This is a genomic window from Bradyrhizobium elkanii USDA 76 (assembly GCF_023278185.1).
Classification (GTDB): domain Bacteria; phylum Pseudomonadota; class Alphaproteobacteria; order Rhizobiales; family Xanthobacteraceae; genus Bradyrhizobium; species Bradyrhizobium elkanii.
Genome location: NZ_CP066356.1, coordinates 4,257,519 through 4,274,457, shown reverse-complemented (window position 1 = coordinate 4,274,457; position 16,939 = coordinate 4,257,519). Strand labels below are relative to the sequence as shown.

Here is a 16,939-nt window from a genome sequence, read left to right as displayed (position 1 = left end):
CTGTCGCCCGCCGCGCTCTACTGGATCACGACATGCGCGACGCCCAGCTGAAGGATGCCGAGCGCGCGGGCCGCGGTGGTCGACACATCGATGATCCGTCCACGAACGAACGGGCCCCGGTCGTTGACGCGGCACCGGATCGATTTTCCCAGATAGGAGACGGTGATCATGCTGCCGAATGGCCGCTTGCGATGCGCGCAGGTCATCTCGCCACTCCTGCCGATGCCACGATAATAGGACGCAAGGCCACTCTCTGCGTTTGCCATGCACGAGGCAAACAGCAGCATGGCCGCGGACGTTGCTGCGGTTTTCATTGATCGCCTGCCGGTCGAGCCCCGCAAGGGAACGCGGTTCCACGGTTTCGGTTCCGCGCCCCGGCGTCGGCAGGTCGATTTTCAGGAACTTTTCGACGGAAGGCGTCAGGCGGTCGCGGCGGGATCGATCAGGGCAATGCCGAGCTCGGGCCGCTTCCGCCGGCGAAGCCTGGCGGGGGCTTCCGTGACCACAACCTCCAGCGTCGGGCGGACGATGCCGGCAAGCAGATGGCCGCCGCGGGTCGATCCGTCCGACAGTCCGAGCACGATGTGCATGTGCAGGCTGGCCTTGCCGTCGTCGCCGGTCGCGATGTCGCCGAGCGCGCACAGCACCTCGCACTGTTCGTTGATCTCGATCTTCCGATAGCTCTTGGATGCGAAATCGAACCAGCCGACGGTTGCCCGCTCGAACGCGCCGATCGCGGTGAGCGATGCCGCCGTCACCTTGGCATCATTGGCGAACTTCGTCAGCGCGCCAAACGCTTCCTCGCCGCTATCGAGCACGACGACGTGAACCTGCGCGCTGGGCGCATCGGACACGAGCTTGCTTTTCATGGACCGCCTCGCCTCTCAAGAGCTTCCACTCTCAATCGGAGACGGCGACGATTGTTCCTGACCGGATCGGCAGGCGCTCAGGCGGCGACGCAATCGGCCGCGAGCAGCGTCCGCAGGTCCCGCGCAGGAACCGGCCTGCTGAACAAATAGCCCTGCATCTGCGTGCAGCCGAGCATCTGCACAGTGTCGCGCTGCTGGTCGGTCTCGACGCCCTCGGCGGTGGTGATCATGTTGCGGTCGGCTGCGATCGAAACCACGGCGCGGATGATCGAGGCCGAGCCGCTGTTGCGGGTCACTTCCTTGACGAAGCTGCGGTCGATCTTGATCTTGTCGAACGGGAAGCGCTGCAGATATTGCAGCGACGAGTATCCGGTGCCGAAATCGTCGAGCGCGATGTGGACACCGAGCGCGCGGAGCTGGCCGAGCGTGACCAGCGCCGCATCGTCGTCGGCGATCAGCACCGCCTCGGTGATCTCGAGCTCGAGCCGGCGCGGATCGAGCCCGCTCTCGGCAAGCGCATGCGCAACCTTCAGCGCCAGCGTCTCCGACTTGAACTGGATCGGCGAGACGTTGACCGCGACGCGCACATGCGCCGGCCAGGCTGCCGCCTCGGTGCAGGCGGTGTGCAGCACCCACTGCCCGATCTCCTCGATCAGCCCGGTCTCCTCGGCAACCGGTATGAACTCCGCCGGTGAGATCATGCCGCGCATGGGGTGCCGCCAGCGCAGCAACGCTTCGCAGCCGGTTACCTCGTCGCTGCGCAGATCGACCAGCGGCTGGTAGTGCAGCTCGAAGCCGCCCTCGGCCAGCGCGGTGCGTAAGTCGGCCTCCAGCGCGCGGCGCAGATTGGCCTGCGCTTCCATCGCCGGATCGAAGAAGCGATGGGTCCTGCGGCCCGCTGCCTTGGCCGCGTACATCGCAAGGTCGGCACATTTGAGCAGGCGGAACAGGTCGGAGCCGTGACGCGGGGCGATCGCAATGCCGATGCTGGCGTCGCTCGACAAATGATGGCCGAGGCAGTCGAACGGCGTGCGCAGCGACTGATAGATGCGTGCGACCAGGTCGCCGACGTCGTCGTCCGAGGTGATGTCGTGCTGGACGATCGCGAACTCGTCGCCGCCGAGCCGCGCGATGAAGTCGTTCGACCCGACCGACTGGCGCAACTTCTCGGCGACGCGCCGGAGAAATTCATCGCCGATCAGATGGCCCAGCGTGTCGTTGATCCGCTTGAACTCGTCGATATCGATGTAATGGATGGCGAACTCGCGCGTGGCGGCCTCGAGCAGCAGCCCTTCCGCGTGGCGCTGGAACAGCGTCCGGTTCGGCAGATTGGTCAGCGCATCGTAATGCGCGAGATACTCGATCCGCGCCTGCGCACGCCGCCCATCGGTGACGTCCTCAAGCGTGGTGGCCCAGCCGCCGTCGGGCGCACGCTTGTAGATCAGGCGGATGCTGCGACCGTCAGGCGTCATGATCACGGAGTCCCGGACCTCATCGCCCCTCGGGTTTGTGAAGCGGGCGCAGTACTCATCGACGTCGCCGACAAACGAGCCGATCGCCTGGCGATGCAGAATCAGATCGCGCAGATGGCAGCCTGGCCTCGCGACATCAGGCGAGAGGCCGAACATGTCGATATATTGCTGGTTGCAGATCACGAGCCGCGCCGAGGCATCGAACAACAGCAGCCCCTGCGTCATGGTATTGATCGCGGTGTCGAGATGCTGGCTCTTCTCGGACAGCCTGCGGCTTGCCGCGTCGTGCTGCCGCTGCAGTTGGCGCACGATCAGGAAGACCGCGAAGCTGATGATCAAGACCGCCAACACGGCTGCGCAGAATTGCAGTTTGGTCTGGGCGCGCCAGTCCTCCAGCGCGCTCGATGTTTTCGTGGTAGCGAGAATCAGGATTGGAAAATGCGACAGCGATCTGACCGCACCAACGTTCTCCTCGCCTGAAGCGCCAACGAACCGTCCCGACGTGTTGCCGCCAAAGCTGATGACCTTTTGGAACACCGGCAGGTTGATGATGTTGCGGCCGATCACGCCGGCATCCTGCGGATAGCGCGCGATGATGGTGCCGTCGCGGTGGATCATCGAAATCACGGTGTCGCCGCTCAGCGCCAGCGAGGCGACGAAATCCTCGAAATGGCTCGGCTCGACGCCGCGGCTGGCGAATCCGATGATCTCGCCGTTGCGCCCGGTGATCTTGCGCGCAAAGATAGTGGTCCAGTTGCCGGTCACCTTGCTCATCGCGGGCTCGACGATCACAGGTGAGGTCGGCCGCCCCGAAGTGAACTCCCGGAAATAGCGCCGGTCAGCGACGCTGATGTCGGGCACCGGCCACATCTCGGATGAATTGATCAGCCATCCCTTGGCGTTGAACAGATTGAGCCCGCCGACATGCGGCAGCGCCGCCAGCCGCGTGCGCAGCATCTCGTGCGCGCTCAACAGCGACATGTTCTTTTCGAACTGATCGGCGGTCTCGACCTGCTCGGCCCGCAGATAATTCACGATGTCGTCGTGGACATGCTGGAGATCGGTAAGCTGCTGGTCGAAATGCCGCGACAGCAGCAGCGCGGTGTTGTTGAGCTCGCGCTCGGACATCTCCAGCGCGCGCTCGCGAAACTGCAGCGCGAGATAGCCAGTGCCAAGCGTGATGGCGAGCACCAGCAGCGCGGCGCTCAGGACGAGCCACTGGATGGCGCCCATTCTGCTGGCGCGCAACACACCCTTGATCGACAGCCGCCGGTATTCCGGCACGCTGCTCGTTGAGACAACCGACATTTTCCTGCCCCTGTGGATGCCCTTGTACGGGAACACAACCCAAGGGGTGGTTAGGAAAATCAGTTATCGGACGGTTAAGGAGAGCGTGGACTCGCGCGCAACCGGCCCCTCGGCCGCTCCATGCTCACGAGTTGCAGCAAGCCGAGGCCCCGGGCGGCGCGGCCTGGGACTGTGGGGCGAGGGCGGCGGCGCTGGATGGATATTCCATCCCAAGCATGCTCAGATATCAACAGCGTTACAACAGGGGTTCTGCTGAGGAATGGATGCGCTGACGCTGTTCGGGTTATTCGCCGTGACCATGATGCTCGTCTGCTATGCGGCCGAAGATCGCAGCCCCTGGTTCATCCTGGCCTTCGCTGTCTCCTGCGCACTCGGCTCGGCCTACGGTTTCCTGCAGGGCGCCTGGCCGTTCGGCCTCGTCGAAGCGATCTGGGCGGTCGTCGCGGCGCGCCGATGGCTGCTGCGCCGAACCGCAGACAGCGCGTAACGTTATAGTATCCACGGCCAATCTGTCGCGGCCCCGAACTTGAATGCGCGCGGGCACGGCGCTAAGTAGGCCCCATGGACGCTTCGCGCACCATGATTCAGTCTTCTCCTCACGCAACGGGATCGCGCCGCTGGCGCAGCCTGCTTGCGGGACTGATTTCGCTCGCGCTGGTGCTGTCGTTCTTCCATGGCTGGACCTCCGACGGCGATGCCGACGCGGCTCACGGCTTCTCGATCGCACAGTCGATCGACGACGCCAGCGCCGGCGGCAAGGCTCCGGCGCATCCGGCCTCACCTCACGGCGACCATTGCCTGACGCACGTCGCGTCCGTGTCTCCGCAGGAGACCGCGTTCCCGATCGCCTATGCGCCGCATAGCTATGGCCACAGCAGCACTGGGCTGCCCGCTTCGGCCGATCGCCTCTCTCCCTTCAAGCCACCCCGCGCCTGATCCGGTCGACATGACCGGCCGTGCGTTGCTGCCATTCGCCAGCGCACGCTTCCGCACAGATCGATGTCGCGACAGCGCAGGGCCATAGGCCTGCGCTGCGGAGAGGCGCATATGAAACGGGTTGTTCTATTTTTCGCCGGCGTGGCCGCCGGCATTGCACTGGTCGTTGCGGCGGCGGGATGGATCGGCTGGCCGGTCAGGTTCCCGGCCGCGACGCAGGAGACTGCGACGACAGACACAAAGACCGAGGCCCGGCACGAGGCCCCCGGACATATCGAGCTGAGCGAAGACCAGGTTCGCGAAGCCGGCATTACCTTCGCGCAAGCCAGCGGCGGCATGCTGAAGCGGCATTTCCTCGCGCCGGGATCGCTGATCCCCGATGCGGATCACATCGGCCGGGTCTCGGTGCGCGTGCTTGCGACGGTCACGGAACTGCGCAAGCGCCTCGGCGATGTCGTCGAGAAGGGCGAGATCGTCGCCGCAATCGAAAGCCGCGAGGTGGCCGACGCCAAGAGCGAATACCTCGCCGCGCGGCTCACCAACGATCTGCAGCAGACCCTTTACGCGCGGCAGAAGACGCTGGTCGAGACCCGCATTGTGTCGGAAAACGAGTTCCTGCGGACGCGGCTGACCGCGAACGACGCCCAGATCAAGCTCGATGGCGCCCGGCAGAAGCTGTTTGCGCTTGGCCTCTCGGAGAGCGAGATCGCCGATCTGCCGAACCAGCCCCCGGAGAGCCTGCGGACGCAGTTCTTGCGCGCGCCGATCAGCGGCCGGGTGTCCGAACGGCGCGTCGATCTCGGCGGATTGATCGGGCGCGAGGGCCAGGAGAGCGAGCTCTATGTCATCGTCAATCTCGATGACATCTGGGTCGACCTCGCGGTCTCACCCGAAGACATCGGCGCTGTCCGCGAAGGCGTTTCGGTGAAAATCCGCGCCATCGGCACCGAGGATGAAGCCAGTGCCGGCGTGATCTTCGTCAGCCCCCTGCTCGACCGCGAGACCCGCAATGCGCGCGTGATCGCGACCATGCCCAACAAGGACCACCGCTGGAAGCCGGGCACCTTCGTCACCGCGGAGGTCCCGCTGTCAGATGCGCCGTCGACCGTGATCGTCTCGAAGAAGGCGCTCCAGACCATCAAGGGAACGCCGACCGTGTTCGTGCGCGATGCCGACGGCTTCGAGGCACGGTCGGTGCGGACCGGCCGTGAGGACGACGACGACATCGAGATCGTCGCCGGCCTCGCAGCCGGCGAGACCATCGCGGTGCAGAACACCTTCACGCTGAAGGCGGAGTTCGAGAAGGACGAGGCGGAGCACGACCATGATTGAGCGCATCATTGGTCTTGCGATCCAGCGGCGCTGGGTGGTCGTCACATTGGCGGCGACCCTGATGTTCATCGGCGGCCTTGCGCTAACCAGGCTGCCGATCGACGCAGTGCCCGACATCACCAACAAGCAGGTCCAGATCAACACGGTGGCCCCGGCGCTGTCGCCGGCGGAAATCGAGAAGCAGATCACCTTCCCGATCGAGACGGCCCTGGCCGGCGCGCCGGGGCTCGAGAGCACGCGCTCGCTCTCCCGCAACGGCTTCTCGCAGATCACGGCGGTGTTCAGCGAGGCCACCGACATCTATTTCGCCCGCCAGCAGGTCGGCGAGCGCTTGACCGAGGTCCGCGCGCGGCTGCCGCAAGGCATCGAGCCGCGGATCGGCCCGACCTCGACCGGCCTCGGCGAAATCTACATGTGGACCGTCCATTACTCCGGGCAGAAGGTGCAGGCCGACGGCGCGCCGGGCCTGCAAAGCGACGGCCGCTTCCTGACGGCGGACGGCCAGATGCTGCAGAGCGAGGTCGAGAAAGACGCCTATCTGCGCACCGTGCAGGACTGGATCATCAAGCCGCAGATCAAGATGGTGCCTGGCGTCGCCGGCGTCGATACGATCGGCGGATACCTCAAGCAGTATCAGGTCCACCCCGATGCGGCGAAGCTGATCGCGCTCGGCCTCACCTTTGCCGACGTCGCCAAAGCGATCGAGACCAACAATGTCAGCCGCGGCGCGCGCTACATCGAGCGCAACGGCGAAGGCTTCGTGGTGCGGTCCGGCGGCCGGCTCGAGAATATCGACGAGCTCGGCGCCGTCGTCGTCACCACCCGCGGCGGGGTCCCGGTCCGGATCCGCGACCTCGCGACGCTTTCGATCGGCGGCGAGACGCGCACCGGCAGCGCCAGCGAGAACGGCCGCGAGGTCGTGGTCGGCACGGCGCTGATGCTGATCGGCGCCAACAGCCGCACCGTGTCGGCCGCGGTCGACGCCAAACTGCGGACAATCATGCCGTCCTTGCCGGCCGGCATCGAGGTCAAGACGGTCCTGGATCGCACCCAGCTGGTCGATGCGACGATCGGCACCGTGGCGCGCAACCTCAGTGAAGGCGCACTGCTCGTGATCGCCGTGCTGTTCGTGCTGCTCGGCAATTTCCGCGCGGCATTGATCACGGCGCTGGTGATCCCGGTCGCGATGCTGATGACGGCGATCGGCATGTGGCAGGGCCGCATCAGCGCCAATCTGATGAGCCTTGGCGCGCTGGATTTCGGCCTGATCGTCGACGGCGCCGTGATCATCACCGAGAACAGTCTGCGTCACCTCGCCGAGAAGCAGCATGCGCTTGGCCGCGTGCTGACGCGCGACGAACGGCTGGCGACGGTGCGGGCGTCCGCCGTGGAAATGGTCCAGCCGAGCCTCTATGGCCAGGCCATCATCCTCCTGGTCTATGTGCCGCTGCTGACCTTCACCGGTGTCGAAGGCAAGATGTTCGAGCCGATGGCGCTGACCGTGATCCTTGCCCTCGCGGCGGCCTTCGTGCTGTCGCTGACGCTGGTTCCGGCGCTGATCGCGATCGGCATCACCGGTCGCGTGCAGGAGCAGGAAAACCGGCTCGTTGCGGCGCTGAAGCGCTGCTACAGCCCGCTGCTCCGGCGCGCGGTTGCAACGCCTATGCCGGTCATCGCGGTGGCGGTTGTGCTGTTCGCCACCGCCCTGTTCGGGTTCTTCCGCCTCGGCCAGGAGTTCATCCCCTCGCTCGACGAGAAAAACATCGCCATGCACGCGCTCAGGATTCCGAGCACGGCGCTGTCGCAGTCGCAGGCGATGCAGCTGTCGGTCGAGAAGGCCGTCAGCCGCTTTCCGCAGGTGTCGTTCGTCTTCTCCAAGACCGGCACCGCGGAGGTGGCGAGCGATCCGATGCCGCCGAACGCGTCCGACACCTTCATCATCCTGAAGCCGCGCGAGCAGTGGCCGGATCCATCGCTGACCAAGGAGCAACTGATCGAGGACATCTCGAAGGCGGTCGGCCGGCTGCCCGGCAACGTCTATGAATTCACCCAGCCGATCCAGATGCGCTTCAACGAGCTGCTCGCCGGCGTTCGCGGCGACATCGCGGTCAAGGTGTTTGGTGACGAGTTCGGGCCGATGCAGAAAGCCGCCAACCAGATTGCTGCGGCGCTGCGCAGCGTGCGCGGCGCGACCGACGTCAAGGTCGAACAGGCCGGCGGCCTGCCCGTGCTCGAGATCAAGGTCGACAAGGCTGCGATCGCCCGGCGCGGCCTCAGCGTTTCGGCCGTGCAGGACGTGATCGGTGCCGCGGTCGGCGGGCAGGATGCCGGCGTCGTCTACGAAGGCGATCGCAGCTTCGACATCGTGGTGCGATTGCCGGAGAGCGTGCGCTCCGATCTCGAGGCACTGAGCAATTTGCCGGTCGCGTTGCCGAAGGCGACGCCGAGTTCGCCGGTACAGAGCCTGCCGCTCAACCGCGTCGCCCAGTTCTCCTTCACCGAGGGGCCGAACCAGATCAGCCGCGAGAACGGCAAGCGCCGCATCGTGGTGACAGCCAACGTTCGCGGCCGCGATCTCGGCTCGGTGGTCGAGGAAGCCCAGGCAAAAGTCGCGCAATCGGTGCAGCTGCCGCCGGGCTATTGGATGACCTGGGGCGGCCAATCCGAGAATCTTGCCGCGGCGCGCCAGCGCCTGGCCGTCGTGGTGCCGGCGTGTTTTGCGATGATCTTCCTGTTGCTGCTGGCGGCGATGGGCTCGGCCCGCGAAGCGCTGCTGGTGTTCAGCGCAGTGCCGCTGGCGCTCACCGGCGGTATCGCCGCACTTTGGCTGCGCGGCATGCCGTTCTCGATCTCGGCGGCAGTCGGCTTCATCGCACTGTCGGGCGTTGCGGTGCTGAACGGGCTCGTGATGCTGAGCTTCGTCCGGCAGTTGAGCGAACGCGGCGTACCGATGCGGCAAGCCATCGAGCAAGGCGCCCTCACCCGCTTCCGCCCCGTGGTGATGACCGCATTGGTGGCCTCGCTCGGCTTCGTGCCGATGGCGTTCGCCACCGGCACCGGTGCCGAGGTGCAGAAGCCGCTCGCCACCGTCGTGATCGGCGGCCTGATCAGCGCGACCCTGCTGACGCTTGCCGTGCTGCCGGCGCTCTATGCCCGGTACGGGCATGCCGGCAGCGCTGCGCGCAATGAGAGAACCGCGATTCAACCTGCGGAATGACGGTGTGTTGACCGGCATTCCGCGGGAAAAATCCGGCCGTTACAGCGCCGAACAAGCGCTGTAACATTTCTGTCATATGGCAAAACTAAACGAAGACTGCGGCGGGCTGCCGCGGGGCTTCATCAGGGGGAATAACACCATGCGTCGTGCCATTACCTTACTGTCCGCGAGCATGATCGCGCTTTCGGCGGGCGCCGCCTCGGCGCAGAACGCCAAGCCCCGCAACCTCATCCTGTTCGTCCCCGACGGCCTGCGCGGCGGCATCGTGACGCCGGAGACGGCACCGACCATGGCCGAGATCCGCGACAAGGGCGTCAACTTCAAGAATTCGCACTCGCTGTTTCCGACCTTCACGATGGCGAACGGCTCGGCGCTGTCGACCGGCCACTACCTCGGCGACACCGGCACCTTCTCCAACACGATCTATACCGGCTACGCGTCGGCGCCGGCAGGCGACACCGTGGTCCCCTTCATCGAGAACGACGCGGTGCTTGCCGATGTCGACGATCACTTCAATGGCGACTACCTCAACGAGGAGACGCTGCTGAAGATGGCCCGCGGCCAGGGTTTCAGCACCGCCGCCATCGGCAAGGTCGGCCCGACCCTGCTGTTCGACCACACCGATCGCGGCAAGAACACGATCGTGATAGACGATTCCACCGGCGGCAAAACCGGCGTGCCGCTCTCCGACGAGATGAAGGAGGCCCTGACCAAGGCGGGTCTTCCGCTCGCCACCCCGAGCCGCGGCGACAATGCCAAGGCGGGCGACGCCAAGACGCCCGGCACGACGGTCGCCAACGTGGCGCAGCAGGCCCACATGGCCGACGTCGCGACCAAGGTCGTGCTGCCGATGTTCAAGGCGCGCAACAAGCCGTTCGTGCTGGTGTTCTGGTCGCGCGATCCGGACGGCAGCCAGCACAACACCGGCGACAGCCTCAACACCATCACCCCCGGCATCAACGGCCCGACCTCGATGGCCGGCATCAGGAACGCCGACAACAACCTCGCCCAGCTCCGCAAGGCGCTCGACGAGCTCGGGCTTTCCGCCGACACCAACATCATGATCTCCTCCGACCACGGCTTCTCGACGATCTCGAAGGAGAGCAAGAGCAGCCCCTCGGCCAAGATCGCCTATAGCGACACGCCGAAGGATTTCCTGCCGATGGGCTTTGTGGCGATCGACCTCGCCAAGGCGCTGGGCCTGCCGCTGTTCGACCCCAACGACAAGAACGCGAAGGTCGCCGACAATGCCCACCCGAAGGCCGGCAACGGCGTGCTCGGCCAGGACCCGGCCAAGCCCGACGTCGTGATCGCAACCAATGGCGGCTCGGACCTGATCTATCTGCCGAACCGCGACAAGAAGCTCGCCGACCGCGTCATCAAGGCGCTGCTCGAGCAGGACTATGTCAGCGGCCTGTTTGTCGACGACAAGCTCGGCACCTTCCCCGGCACGCTGGCGATGTCGAACCTCAATCTGAAGGGCAAGGCGGTGACGCCGAACCCGTCGATCGTGGTCAATTTCCGCTCCTGGTCGAGCGGTTGCGAAATCCCGACCAACTGCTCGGTGCAGGTCGCCGACACCGTGCTGCGTCAGGGCCAGGGCATGCATGGCAGCTTCAGCCGCGGCGACACCTTCAACTTCACCGCGGCGATCGGCCCCGACTTCAAGGCGGGCTATGTCGATCCGCTGCCGGTCAGTAACGCCGATGTCGGCATGACCGCGGCCCAGCTGCTCGGTCTGCGCGCGCCGAACAATGGCGGCCTGATCGGCCGGGTGATGTCGGAGGCGCTGCCGAACGGCATGGTGCCGAAGATGGCCGAGGGCACCATCATGTCGAAGAAGCCGTCGGCCAACGGCCTGCGCACCGTGCTGAAATTCCAGCGCGTACTCTCGACCCGCTATTTCGACGTCGCCGGATTTCCGGGGCGGACGCTCGGGCTCGAGGAAACCGGCGGCAAACAGAAAACGGCGGGGAAGTGATCCCCGCCGCTCTCGTCGAATTCCAGTCGCGCGGGATGATGGCTTACATCATCCCGATGTCGAACACGTTGGGGAGCTGCGCCGCGAGCGGCAGCGCAGTGGCGCCGACCAGCGTCGCCACCATCGCCGCCAGCGCGCGGCCGGTGCGGCGCTGACCGCGCATCTGGCCCGCGATCCACTCCAGGACCTTGGTGTCCATCTTGGCGCCCTGCCTCGGCGCCCAGCGATCGATCTCGGTGTCGGGCGACAGCGCCACCGTGCGCGGCGGCACCGGCAGGCCGGACTCCGAGGCGGCATGATGGGCGATCGCCTTGGCGAGCAGATCGTCGAACCGGCCGCCATCGCTGCGCTCGGCAGCGGCCTCGTTGATCGCGAACAGCGCCTCGATCTCGGCCCGGCTGACCGGCTGATGCTCGACCGCGGCCGCCGTCAGGATGCGCGCGCACCAGGCAGCGTCATCGGCATCGAGCGACCGGGAGAAATGGATGCGGCCCTTGGTGGTCGGGCCTTCGCCGGTGATCACGCCGTCGCGCACGATGGTGAGCGCATGGGCGGCAGTCTTGCGGCAGGACGGATGCAACGCACCGCTGAGAGGCTCAGCGGTCTTGGTACTTGGGGTAGACATTGTGGGAGCTTTCAATTCCTATCTCAGGCCAGCTTTTCCATGCGGGCGTAAACGAGTGGTTAACGATTCGGAACTTGCGTTCCGAGATTTTTAGATGGTTGCTATTTGGTCGCTTTAAACGTCGTCACGGTTCAGTCCTATAGCAGCCAGGGCCGGCGTGATGACGGCGATAAGCGGCATTATCTGGGCATTTCCAAGCCTTTGTGCCGCAGCTGATATTTCGCCGCAGGGATCCGGATCAAAACAAGTTGCTTGGAATTCCACCCTCAAGGAGAAATGTTTCACCTTTTTTCAGAACCCGTTCACTTAAGCCTTATCCCGTCCTATACTGGAACAGACAGCCTCAAGTACAAATTCCACTGTGACTTCAAAGAGATGAGGTAAGATCATGACACTTCCGATTGGCGCGACCGCACCGGACTTCGAAGCCCAGACCACCGAGGGCAAGATCAAGTTCCACGACTGGATCGGCAACAGCTGGACCCTGCTGTTCTCCCATCCGAAGGACTTCACCCCGGTCTGCACCACCGAGCTCGGCGCGCTCGCCAAGCTGAAACCGGAATTCGACAAGCGCGGCATCAAGCTGATCGGCCTTTCGGTCGATCCCGCGGATCGCCACGCCAAATGGGCCGAGGACATCCTGGAGACGCAGGGCGCCGCCCCGAACTACCCGCTGATCGCCGACACCGACTTCAACGTCTCCAAGCTCTATGAGATGCTGCCTGCCTCGACGTCCGGCGACCCGCTCACCCGCACGCCGGCGGACAACCAGACGGTCCGCAACGTCTTCATCATCGGCCCCGACAAGAAGATCAAGCTGGTGCTGGTCTACCCGATGACCACGGGTCGGAACTTCCAGGAGATCCTGCGCGTCATCGACTCGCTGCAACTCACCGCCAAGCACCGCGTCGCCACCCCCGCCGACTGGAAGCAGGGCGAGGACGTGATCATCGCAGGCTCGGTCAGCAACGACGAGGCCAAGACGATCTACCCGCAGGGCTGGAAAGAACCGAAGCCCTACATCCGCATCGTGCCGCAGCCGAAGTAACGGCAGGCTCACTGCGTCCGGGTGACCCGCGCACAGCCAATCATCGTCTGGTTTCGCGACGATCTGCGGCTGTCGGATCACCCGGCGTTGCATGAGGCGGCGGCAAGCGGCGCGTCGGTCGTCGGCCTCTATGTGCATGACGAAGAGAGCCGTGCATTGATGCCGCCGGCCGTACGTCGGCTCGGGGGTGCGACGCGCTGGTGGCTGGCGCAGTCGTTGCGCGCACTTGGCAAGAGCCTCACCATGGCAGGCGGATCGCTGGTGCTGCGCACCGGACCGGCCGCGTCGGTGATCGCCACGGTGGCGCGCGAAATCGGCGCACGCGCCGTATTCTGGAACGACATCGCGCATGCGCCGCATCAGGCCGTTGCCAGAGAAGTCGAAGCAGCGCTCGCAAGTGACAGCATCGACTCGCAAATTTTCCGCGGCGATCTGCTCGTCGAACCGAAGGCGATCCGCAACAAGAACAACCGGGCCTTGCGCGTGTTCACGCCGTTCTGGCGGCGCATCCAAGGCCTCGGCGATCCGCCAAAGCCGTTGCCGGCGCCGAGGAGACTCACATCCATCGGCGGCATCGCGAGCGACGCCCTCGATGATTGGAAGCTCGAGCCTGACGGGCCGGATTGGGCCGGCGGCCTGCGCGAGACCTGGACACCGGGTGAAACCGCGGCACAGGCGCGGCTGAAGCGATTCCTCGATGAGGGGATCAGCGGCTACACCGGCGACCGCGACCGGCCGGACCGCGACGGCACCTCGCGCCTGTCGCCGCATCTGCGCTTCGGCGAGATCAGCCCGCGGCAGGTCTGGCATGCCGCACGCTTCGCCGCCGCGGAAGACTCGCGCCTTGCCGGCGACATCGACAAGTTCCTCAGCGAGCTCGGCTGGCGTGAGTTCTGCCGCCACCTACTGTTCGACGTCCCCGACATGGCGGATCGGAACTTGCAGGAGCAGTTCGATGCCTTTCCGTGGAAGCGCAACGCTCTAGCCTTGGAGGCGTGGCAGCGCGGACTCACCGGCTATCCGATCGTCGATGCCGGCATGCGCGAGCTCTGGCACAGCGGCGTGATGCACAACCGGGTGCGGATGGTGGCGGCCTCGTTCCTGGTCAAGCATCTCCTGATCGACTGGCGCACAGGCGAACAATGGTTCTGGGATACGCTGGTCGATGCCGATGCCGGCTCCAATCCGGCGAACTGGCAATGGGTCGCGGGCTGCGGCGCCGATGCCGCGCCCTATTTCCGCGTCTTCAATCCGGTCCTGCAGGGCGAGAAATTCGACCCCGACGGCGGCTATGTCAGGCGCTGGGTGCCGGAGCTCGCGCAATTGCCCGACGATCTGATCCACCAGCCATGGACCGCGACGCCGATCGAGCTGGCGAGCGCCGCCGTCGAGCTCGGCAAGACCTACCCGCTGCCGATCGTCGATCACAAGCAGGGGCGCGAACGCGCGCTTGCAGCTTACGCGAAGATCCGTCGCAAAGACTAAGCGCGGCGATTGACCAGCAGCACCGCCGCGGCGCAGGCGGCCATGCCGGCGATGGCGACATGATCCAACCGCTCGTCGAACAGGATGTAGGCCATCAGAGCGGTCACCGCCGGCACCAGATAGAACAGGCTCGCGACCGAGGTCGCGGCGTGGTGACGGATCAGCCAGTACAACAGCCCGATCGAGCCGATCGACAGCGCGAACACCAGCCAGGCCAGCGCCAGCACGAACTCGCCGGTCCAATGCACGACATTGGTCTCGAACACAAAGGCGCCGATGCCGAAGAAGATCGTGACCGCGATGTACTGCACCAGATTGCCGGCGCGCCAGTCGATCCGGTTGCAATAGCGCCGTTGATAGAGCGTGCCCAAGGTGATGCTGATCAGCGAGACGCCGGAGGCGAGCCAGCCCCACCCCGCCTCGCCCGTCATCGGCCGGTTGTGCAGGATCAAGACGACGCCGGCGAGGCCGAGCACCAGCCCGCCCCATTGCAGCGGCGTGACGCGCTCGCCCAGCCAGCGGTTGGCGATAGTCGAGGTCAGGATCGGCTGCAGGCCCGGGATCAAGGCCGACAGCCCCGCCGGAACCGAATGCGCGATTGCAATCGCAGTGCCGCCGAGATAGAAGCCGTGCACTAGGATGCCGGCGACCGCGCTGTGAAAGATGCCTGTCCGATCCGGCCAGTTCGGCCGCGCGATCGCGGCGATGACCGCCATCACCACCACCACGAACGCCATCCGGATCGCCAGATAGGTCAGCGGCTCCGCATTGTTGATGACGTATTTGGTGCCGATGAATCCGGTGCTCCACAGCACGACAAAGATCGCCGGCGCCAGACGAGCGGCAGTTTCCTCGAAGCTCTTGTTCATTGCAGGCCGTCATTGCCTGAAGATGAGGCAGCCAGCAATCGCGAATTTAACGAGGGTGGCGGGCGAGCCCGCGGCTGTAAGCAGATGGCGCCTCACCCACAGTGTCGTCCCTGCGAAAGCAGGGACCCATACTCCGCGGCGGATGTTGTGAAAGGGACTCGTCGTTCCAGCGGCCTTCAACGATAACCATCGGTGGTTATGGGTCCCTGCTTTCGCACTAGAGCATGCACGTATTTGGTGCGGCGGATTGACTCGGGATGGAGACAGGGGATTCCAGAATCGGCGATCCGTGTGATTTCTATTGCGACGCTCCAGGTTGGACGGGGGTGTCGGGTGTTGTTACGAATTGACTGGACGTTAGGACGGTTCGGGGATCGTCGTCTCGATAAAGGGGGGCGGCGCTCGTCGAACGCATGGTTGCGGGCAAGACGGTCTGCCTGCGGCGGCTTTCCAGGGGTGATCGTGCGCTGGAGGTGCGGTTCAACCGCTTTCTCGGCCACGACAAGGTGACGGCGGAGCGGATCATCGAAAGCTGGGGCGACAGCACGGTTGCCGCGGTAGAGGGCCGCCATGTGCTGGCGATCCAGGACAGCAGCGAGATCCACTTCAACACCACGCCGCAACGCCGGCGCGGGCTCGGCGAAATCGGCAAGGGCAATAACCACGGCGTGCTGCTGCATCCGCTGCTGGCCGTGGATGCCGACGATGGCAGCTGTCTTGGACTTTTGAGTGGGCAGGTATGGACGCGCCAGGGGCGTCGCACCACGACGCATGACGCACGTGACTTGTCTGACAAGGAATCGCAACGCTGGATATCCACCGCCATTGCGGCCAAGCCGCTGCTCACCGCTGCCGGAACGGTGACGGTCCTCGGTGATCGCGAGAGCGATATCTTTGCCCTTTATGCCAGCTCGGCCGAGCAGCACTTCCATGTCATCGCGCGCAGCATGCATGATCGCAAGCTTGCCGACCGCACCGGCCTGTATGAGGCCACCGACGCCATGCCTGTGGTGGATCGGAGGGCGATCCAACTGCCTGCGCGCGCGGCGCGACCGGCACGTCAGGCCCATCTCGAACTCCGCTTTGGCGCAATCGAGCTTGCCCGCCCGCAGAGCAAGTTCCTGCGCCATTTGCCGAAAAGCTTGCCGCTGGCGGTGGTCGACGTGTGCGAGATCAATGCCGGGCCCGGCGCAGAGCCGCTGCACTGGCGTCTGATCACCTCTCACGAGATCGCCACCGTCGACGACGCCTGGCGTATCGTCGAATGGTACAAGCAGCGCTGGATCATCGAGCAGTTCTTCCGCATCCTGAAGACGCAAGGCCTCAAGCTCGAAGACAGCCAGATCGGAACCGCCGATCGTCTCCTCAAACTGGTCGCTATCGCCGCCAGGGCAGCCGTCATCACCATCCAGCTTCTGCAAGCGCGCGATGGCGGTCAGCAGCCCATTCGCGTTGCCTTCAACGACAACGAGATCAACGCGCTTGCCGCCCTCAACCGGCAACTCGAGGCCAGGAGCAAGCGACTGAAAAACCCACATCCGCCCGACAGCCTCACCTGGGCAGCCTGGATCATCGGCCGCCTTGGCGGTTGGGACGGCTACCCGTCGTCTAAACCTCCAGGCCCCATCACCTTCAAAAATGGCCTCGAATACTTCCTGGCCGTCGCAGCAGGATGGAGCCTCAGAGATATGTGCATGCCCTAGTGCTTTCGCAGGGACGACACTGAACGTGCTGCACGGTCTGCTAGCCACACATTCGCATTCTCGCGACATTGCCGATGACACGAGACCACTCCGA

The 16,939-nt window shown here is 65.0% G+C and carries 13 protein-coding genes; 8 read left to right on the top strand and 5 right to left on the bottom strand.

The features are described from left to right. Positions 1-17: 17 nt before the first annotated feature. The 3 genes from JEY66_RS20720 to JEY66_RS20710 form a co-directional block, all read right to left on the bottom strand. Positions 18-314 (bottom strand): septal ring lytic transglycosylase RlpA family protein, encoded by a 297-nt coding sequence (locus JEY66_RS20720; RefSeq protein WP_016840471.1) that lies wholly within the window; start codon positions 312-314, stop codon positions 18-20. Between the two features lie 105 nt (positions 315-419). After that, complete coding sequence (locus tag JEY66_RS20715) at positions 420-869, bottom strand: PPC domain-containing DNA-binding protein (protein ID WP_018272056.1); 450 nt, start codon at positions 867-869, stop codon at positions 420-422. 77 nt (positions 870-946) lie between these two features. Beyond that, entirely contained in the window at positions 947-3,649 is a 2,703-nt protein-coding gene (locus JEY66_RS20710) for a bifunctional diguanylate cyclase/phosphodiesterase (RefSeq protein WP_018272057.1), read from the bottom strand. A gap of 259 nt (positions 3,650-3,908) precedes the next feature. On the opposite strand from JEY66_RS20710, the gene JEY66_RS20705 reads away from it, so the two are divergent. The 5 genes from JEY66_RS20705 (at position 3,909) to JEY66_RS20685 (ending at position 11,115) form a co-directional block, all read left to right on the top strand. After that, positions 3,909-4,136 (top strand): hypothetical protein, encoded by a 228-nt coding sequence (locus JEY66_RS20705; RefSeq protein WP_018272058.1) that lies wholly within the window; start codon positions 3,909-3,911, stop codon positions 4,134-4,136. A gap of 74 nt (positions 4,137-4,210) precedes the next feature. Beyond that, positions 4,211-4,585, top strand: a complete 375-nt coding sequence (locus tag JEY66_RS20700; RefSeq protein WP_018272059.1) for a hypothetical protein — start codon at positions 4,211-4,213, stop codon at positions 4,583-4,585. 111 nt (positions 4,586-4,696) lie between these two features. Next, positions 4,697-5,917 (top strand): efflux RND transporter periplasmic adaptor subunit, encoded by a 1,221-nt coding sequence (locus JEY66_RS20695; protein WP_026192873.1) that lies wholly within the window; start codon positions 4,697-4,699, stop codon positions 5,915-5,917. Next, complete coding sequence (locus tag JEY66_RS20690) at positions 5,910-9,134, top strand: efflux RND transporter permease subunit (protein ID WP_018272061.1); 3,225 nt, start codon at positions 5,910-5,912, stop codon at positions 9,132-9,134. Before JEY66_RS20695 ends, JEY66_RS20690 begins: the two co-directional genes overlap by 8 nt. 139 nt (positions 9,135-9,273) lie before the next feature. Then, positions 9,274-11,115, top strand: coding sequence for an alkaline phosphatase family protein (locus tag JEY66_RS20685; protein ID WP_026192874.1), 1,842 nt, complete (start codon positions 9,274-9,276; stop codon positions 11,113-11,115). Positions 11,116-11,158: 43 nt separating this feature from the next. On the opposite strand, the gene JEY66_RS20680 is transcribed toward JEY66_RS20685, so the two are convergent. Continuing rightward, positions 11,159-11,740 (bottom strand): hypothetical protein, encoded by a 582-nt coding sequence (locus JEY66_RS20680; RefSeq protein ID WP_026192875.1) that lies wholly within the window; start codon positions 11,738-11,740, stop codon positions 11,159-11,161. A 388-nt stretch (positions 11,741-12,128) separates the two neighbouring features. Here JEY66_RS20680 and JEY66_RS20675 point away from each other — a divergent pair, with 388 nt between their 5' ends. Both JEY66_RS20675 and JEY66_RS20670 read left to right on the top strand, forming a co-directional pair. Then, positions 12,129-12,788, top strand: coding sequence for a peroxiredoxin (locus JEY66_RS20675; RefSeq protein WP_016844449.1), 660 nt, complete (start codon positions 12,129-12,131; stop codon positions 12,786-12,788). Between the two features lie 21 nt (positions 12,789-12,809). Beyond that, on the top strand, positions 12,810-14,273 hold the full coding sequence (locus tag JEY66_RS20670) for a cryptochrome/photolyase family protein (protein WP_018272063.1): 1,464 nt from the start codon (positions 12,810-12,812) through the stop codon (positions 14,271-14,273). Here JEY66_RS20670 and JEY66_RS20665 read toward each other — a convergent pair. Then, a complete protein-coding gene (locus tag JEY66_RS20665; RefSeq protein ID WP_018272064.1) occupies positions 14,270-15,142 on the bottom strand; it encodes a DMT family transporter in 873 nt (290 codons plus the stop codon). The two genes, JEY66_RS20670 and JEY66_RS20665, sit on opposite strands and share 4 nt — an antisense overlap. Positions 15,143-15,555: 413 nt before the next feature. Here JEY66_RS20665 and JEY66_RS20660 point away from each other — a divergent pair, with 413 nt between their 5' ends. Then, the gene (locus tag JEY66_RS20660) at positions 15,556-16,845 is read left to right on the top strand and encodes an IS4 family transposase (protein WP_018272065.1); all 1,290 of its coding nucleotides are present in this window, start codon (positions 15,556-15,558) and stop codon (positions 16,843-16,845) included. The last annotated feature ends 94 nt before the right edge of the window (positions 16,846-16,939 follow it).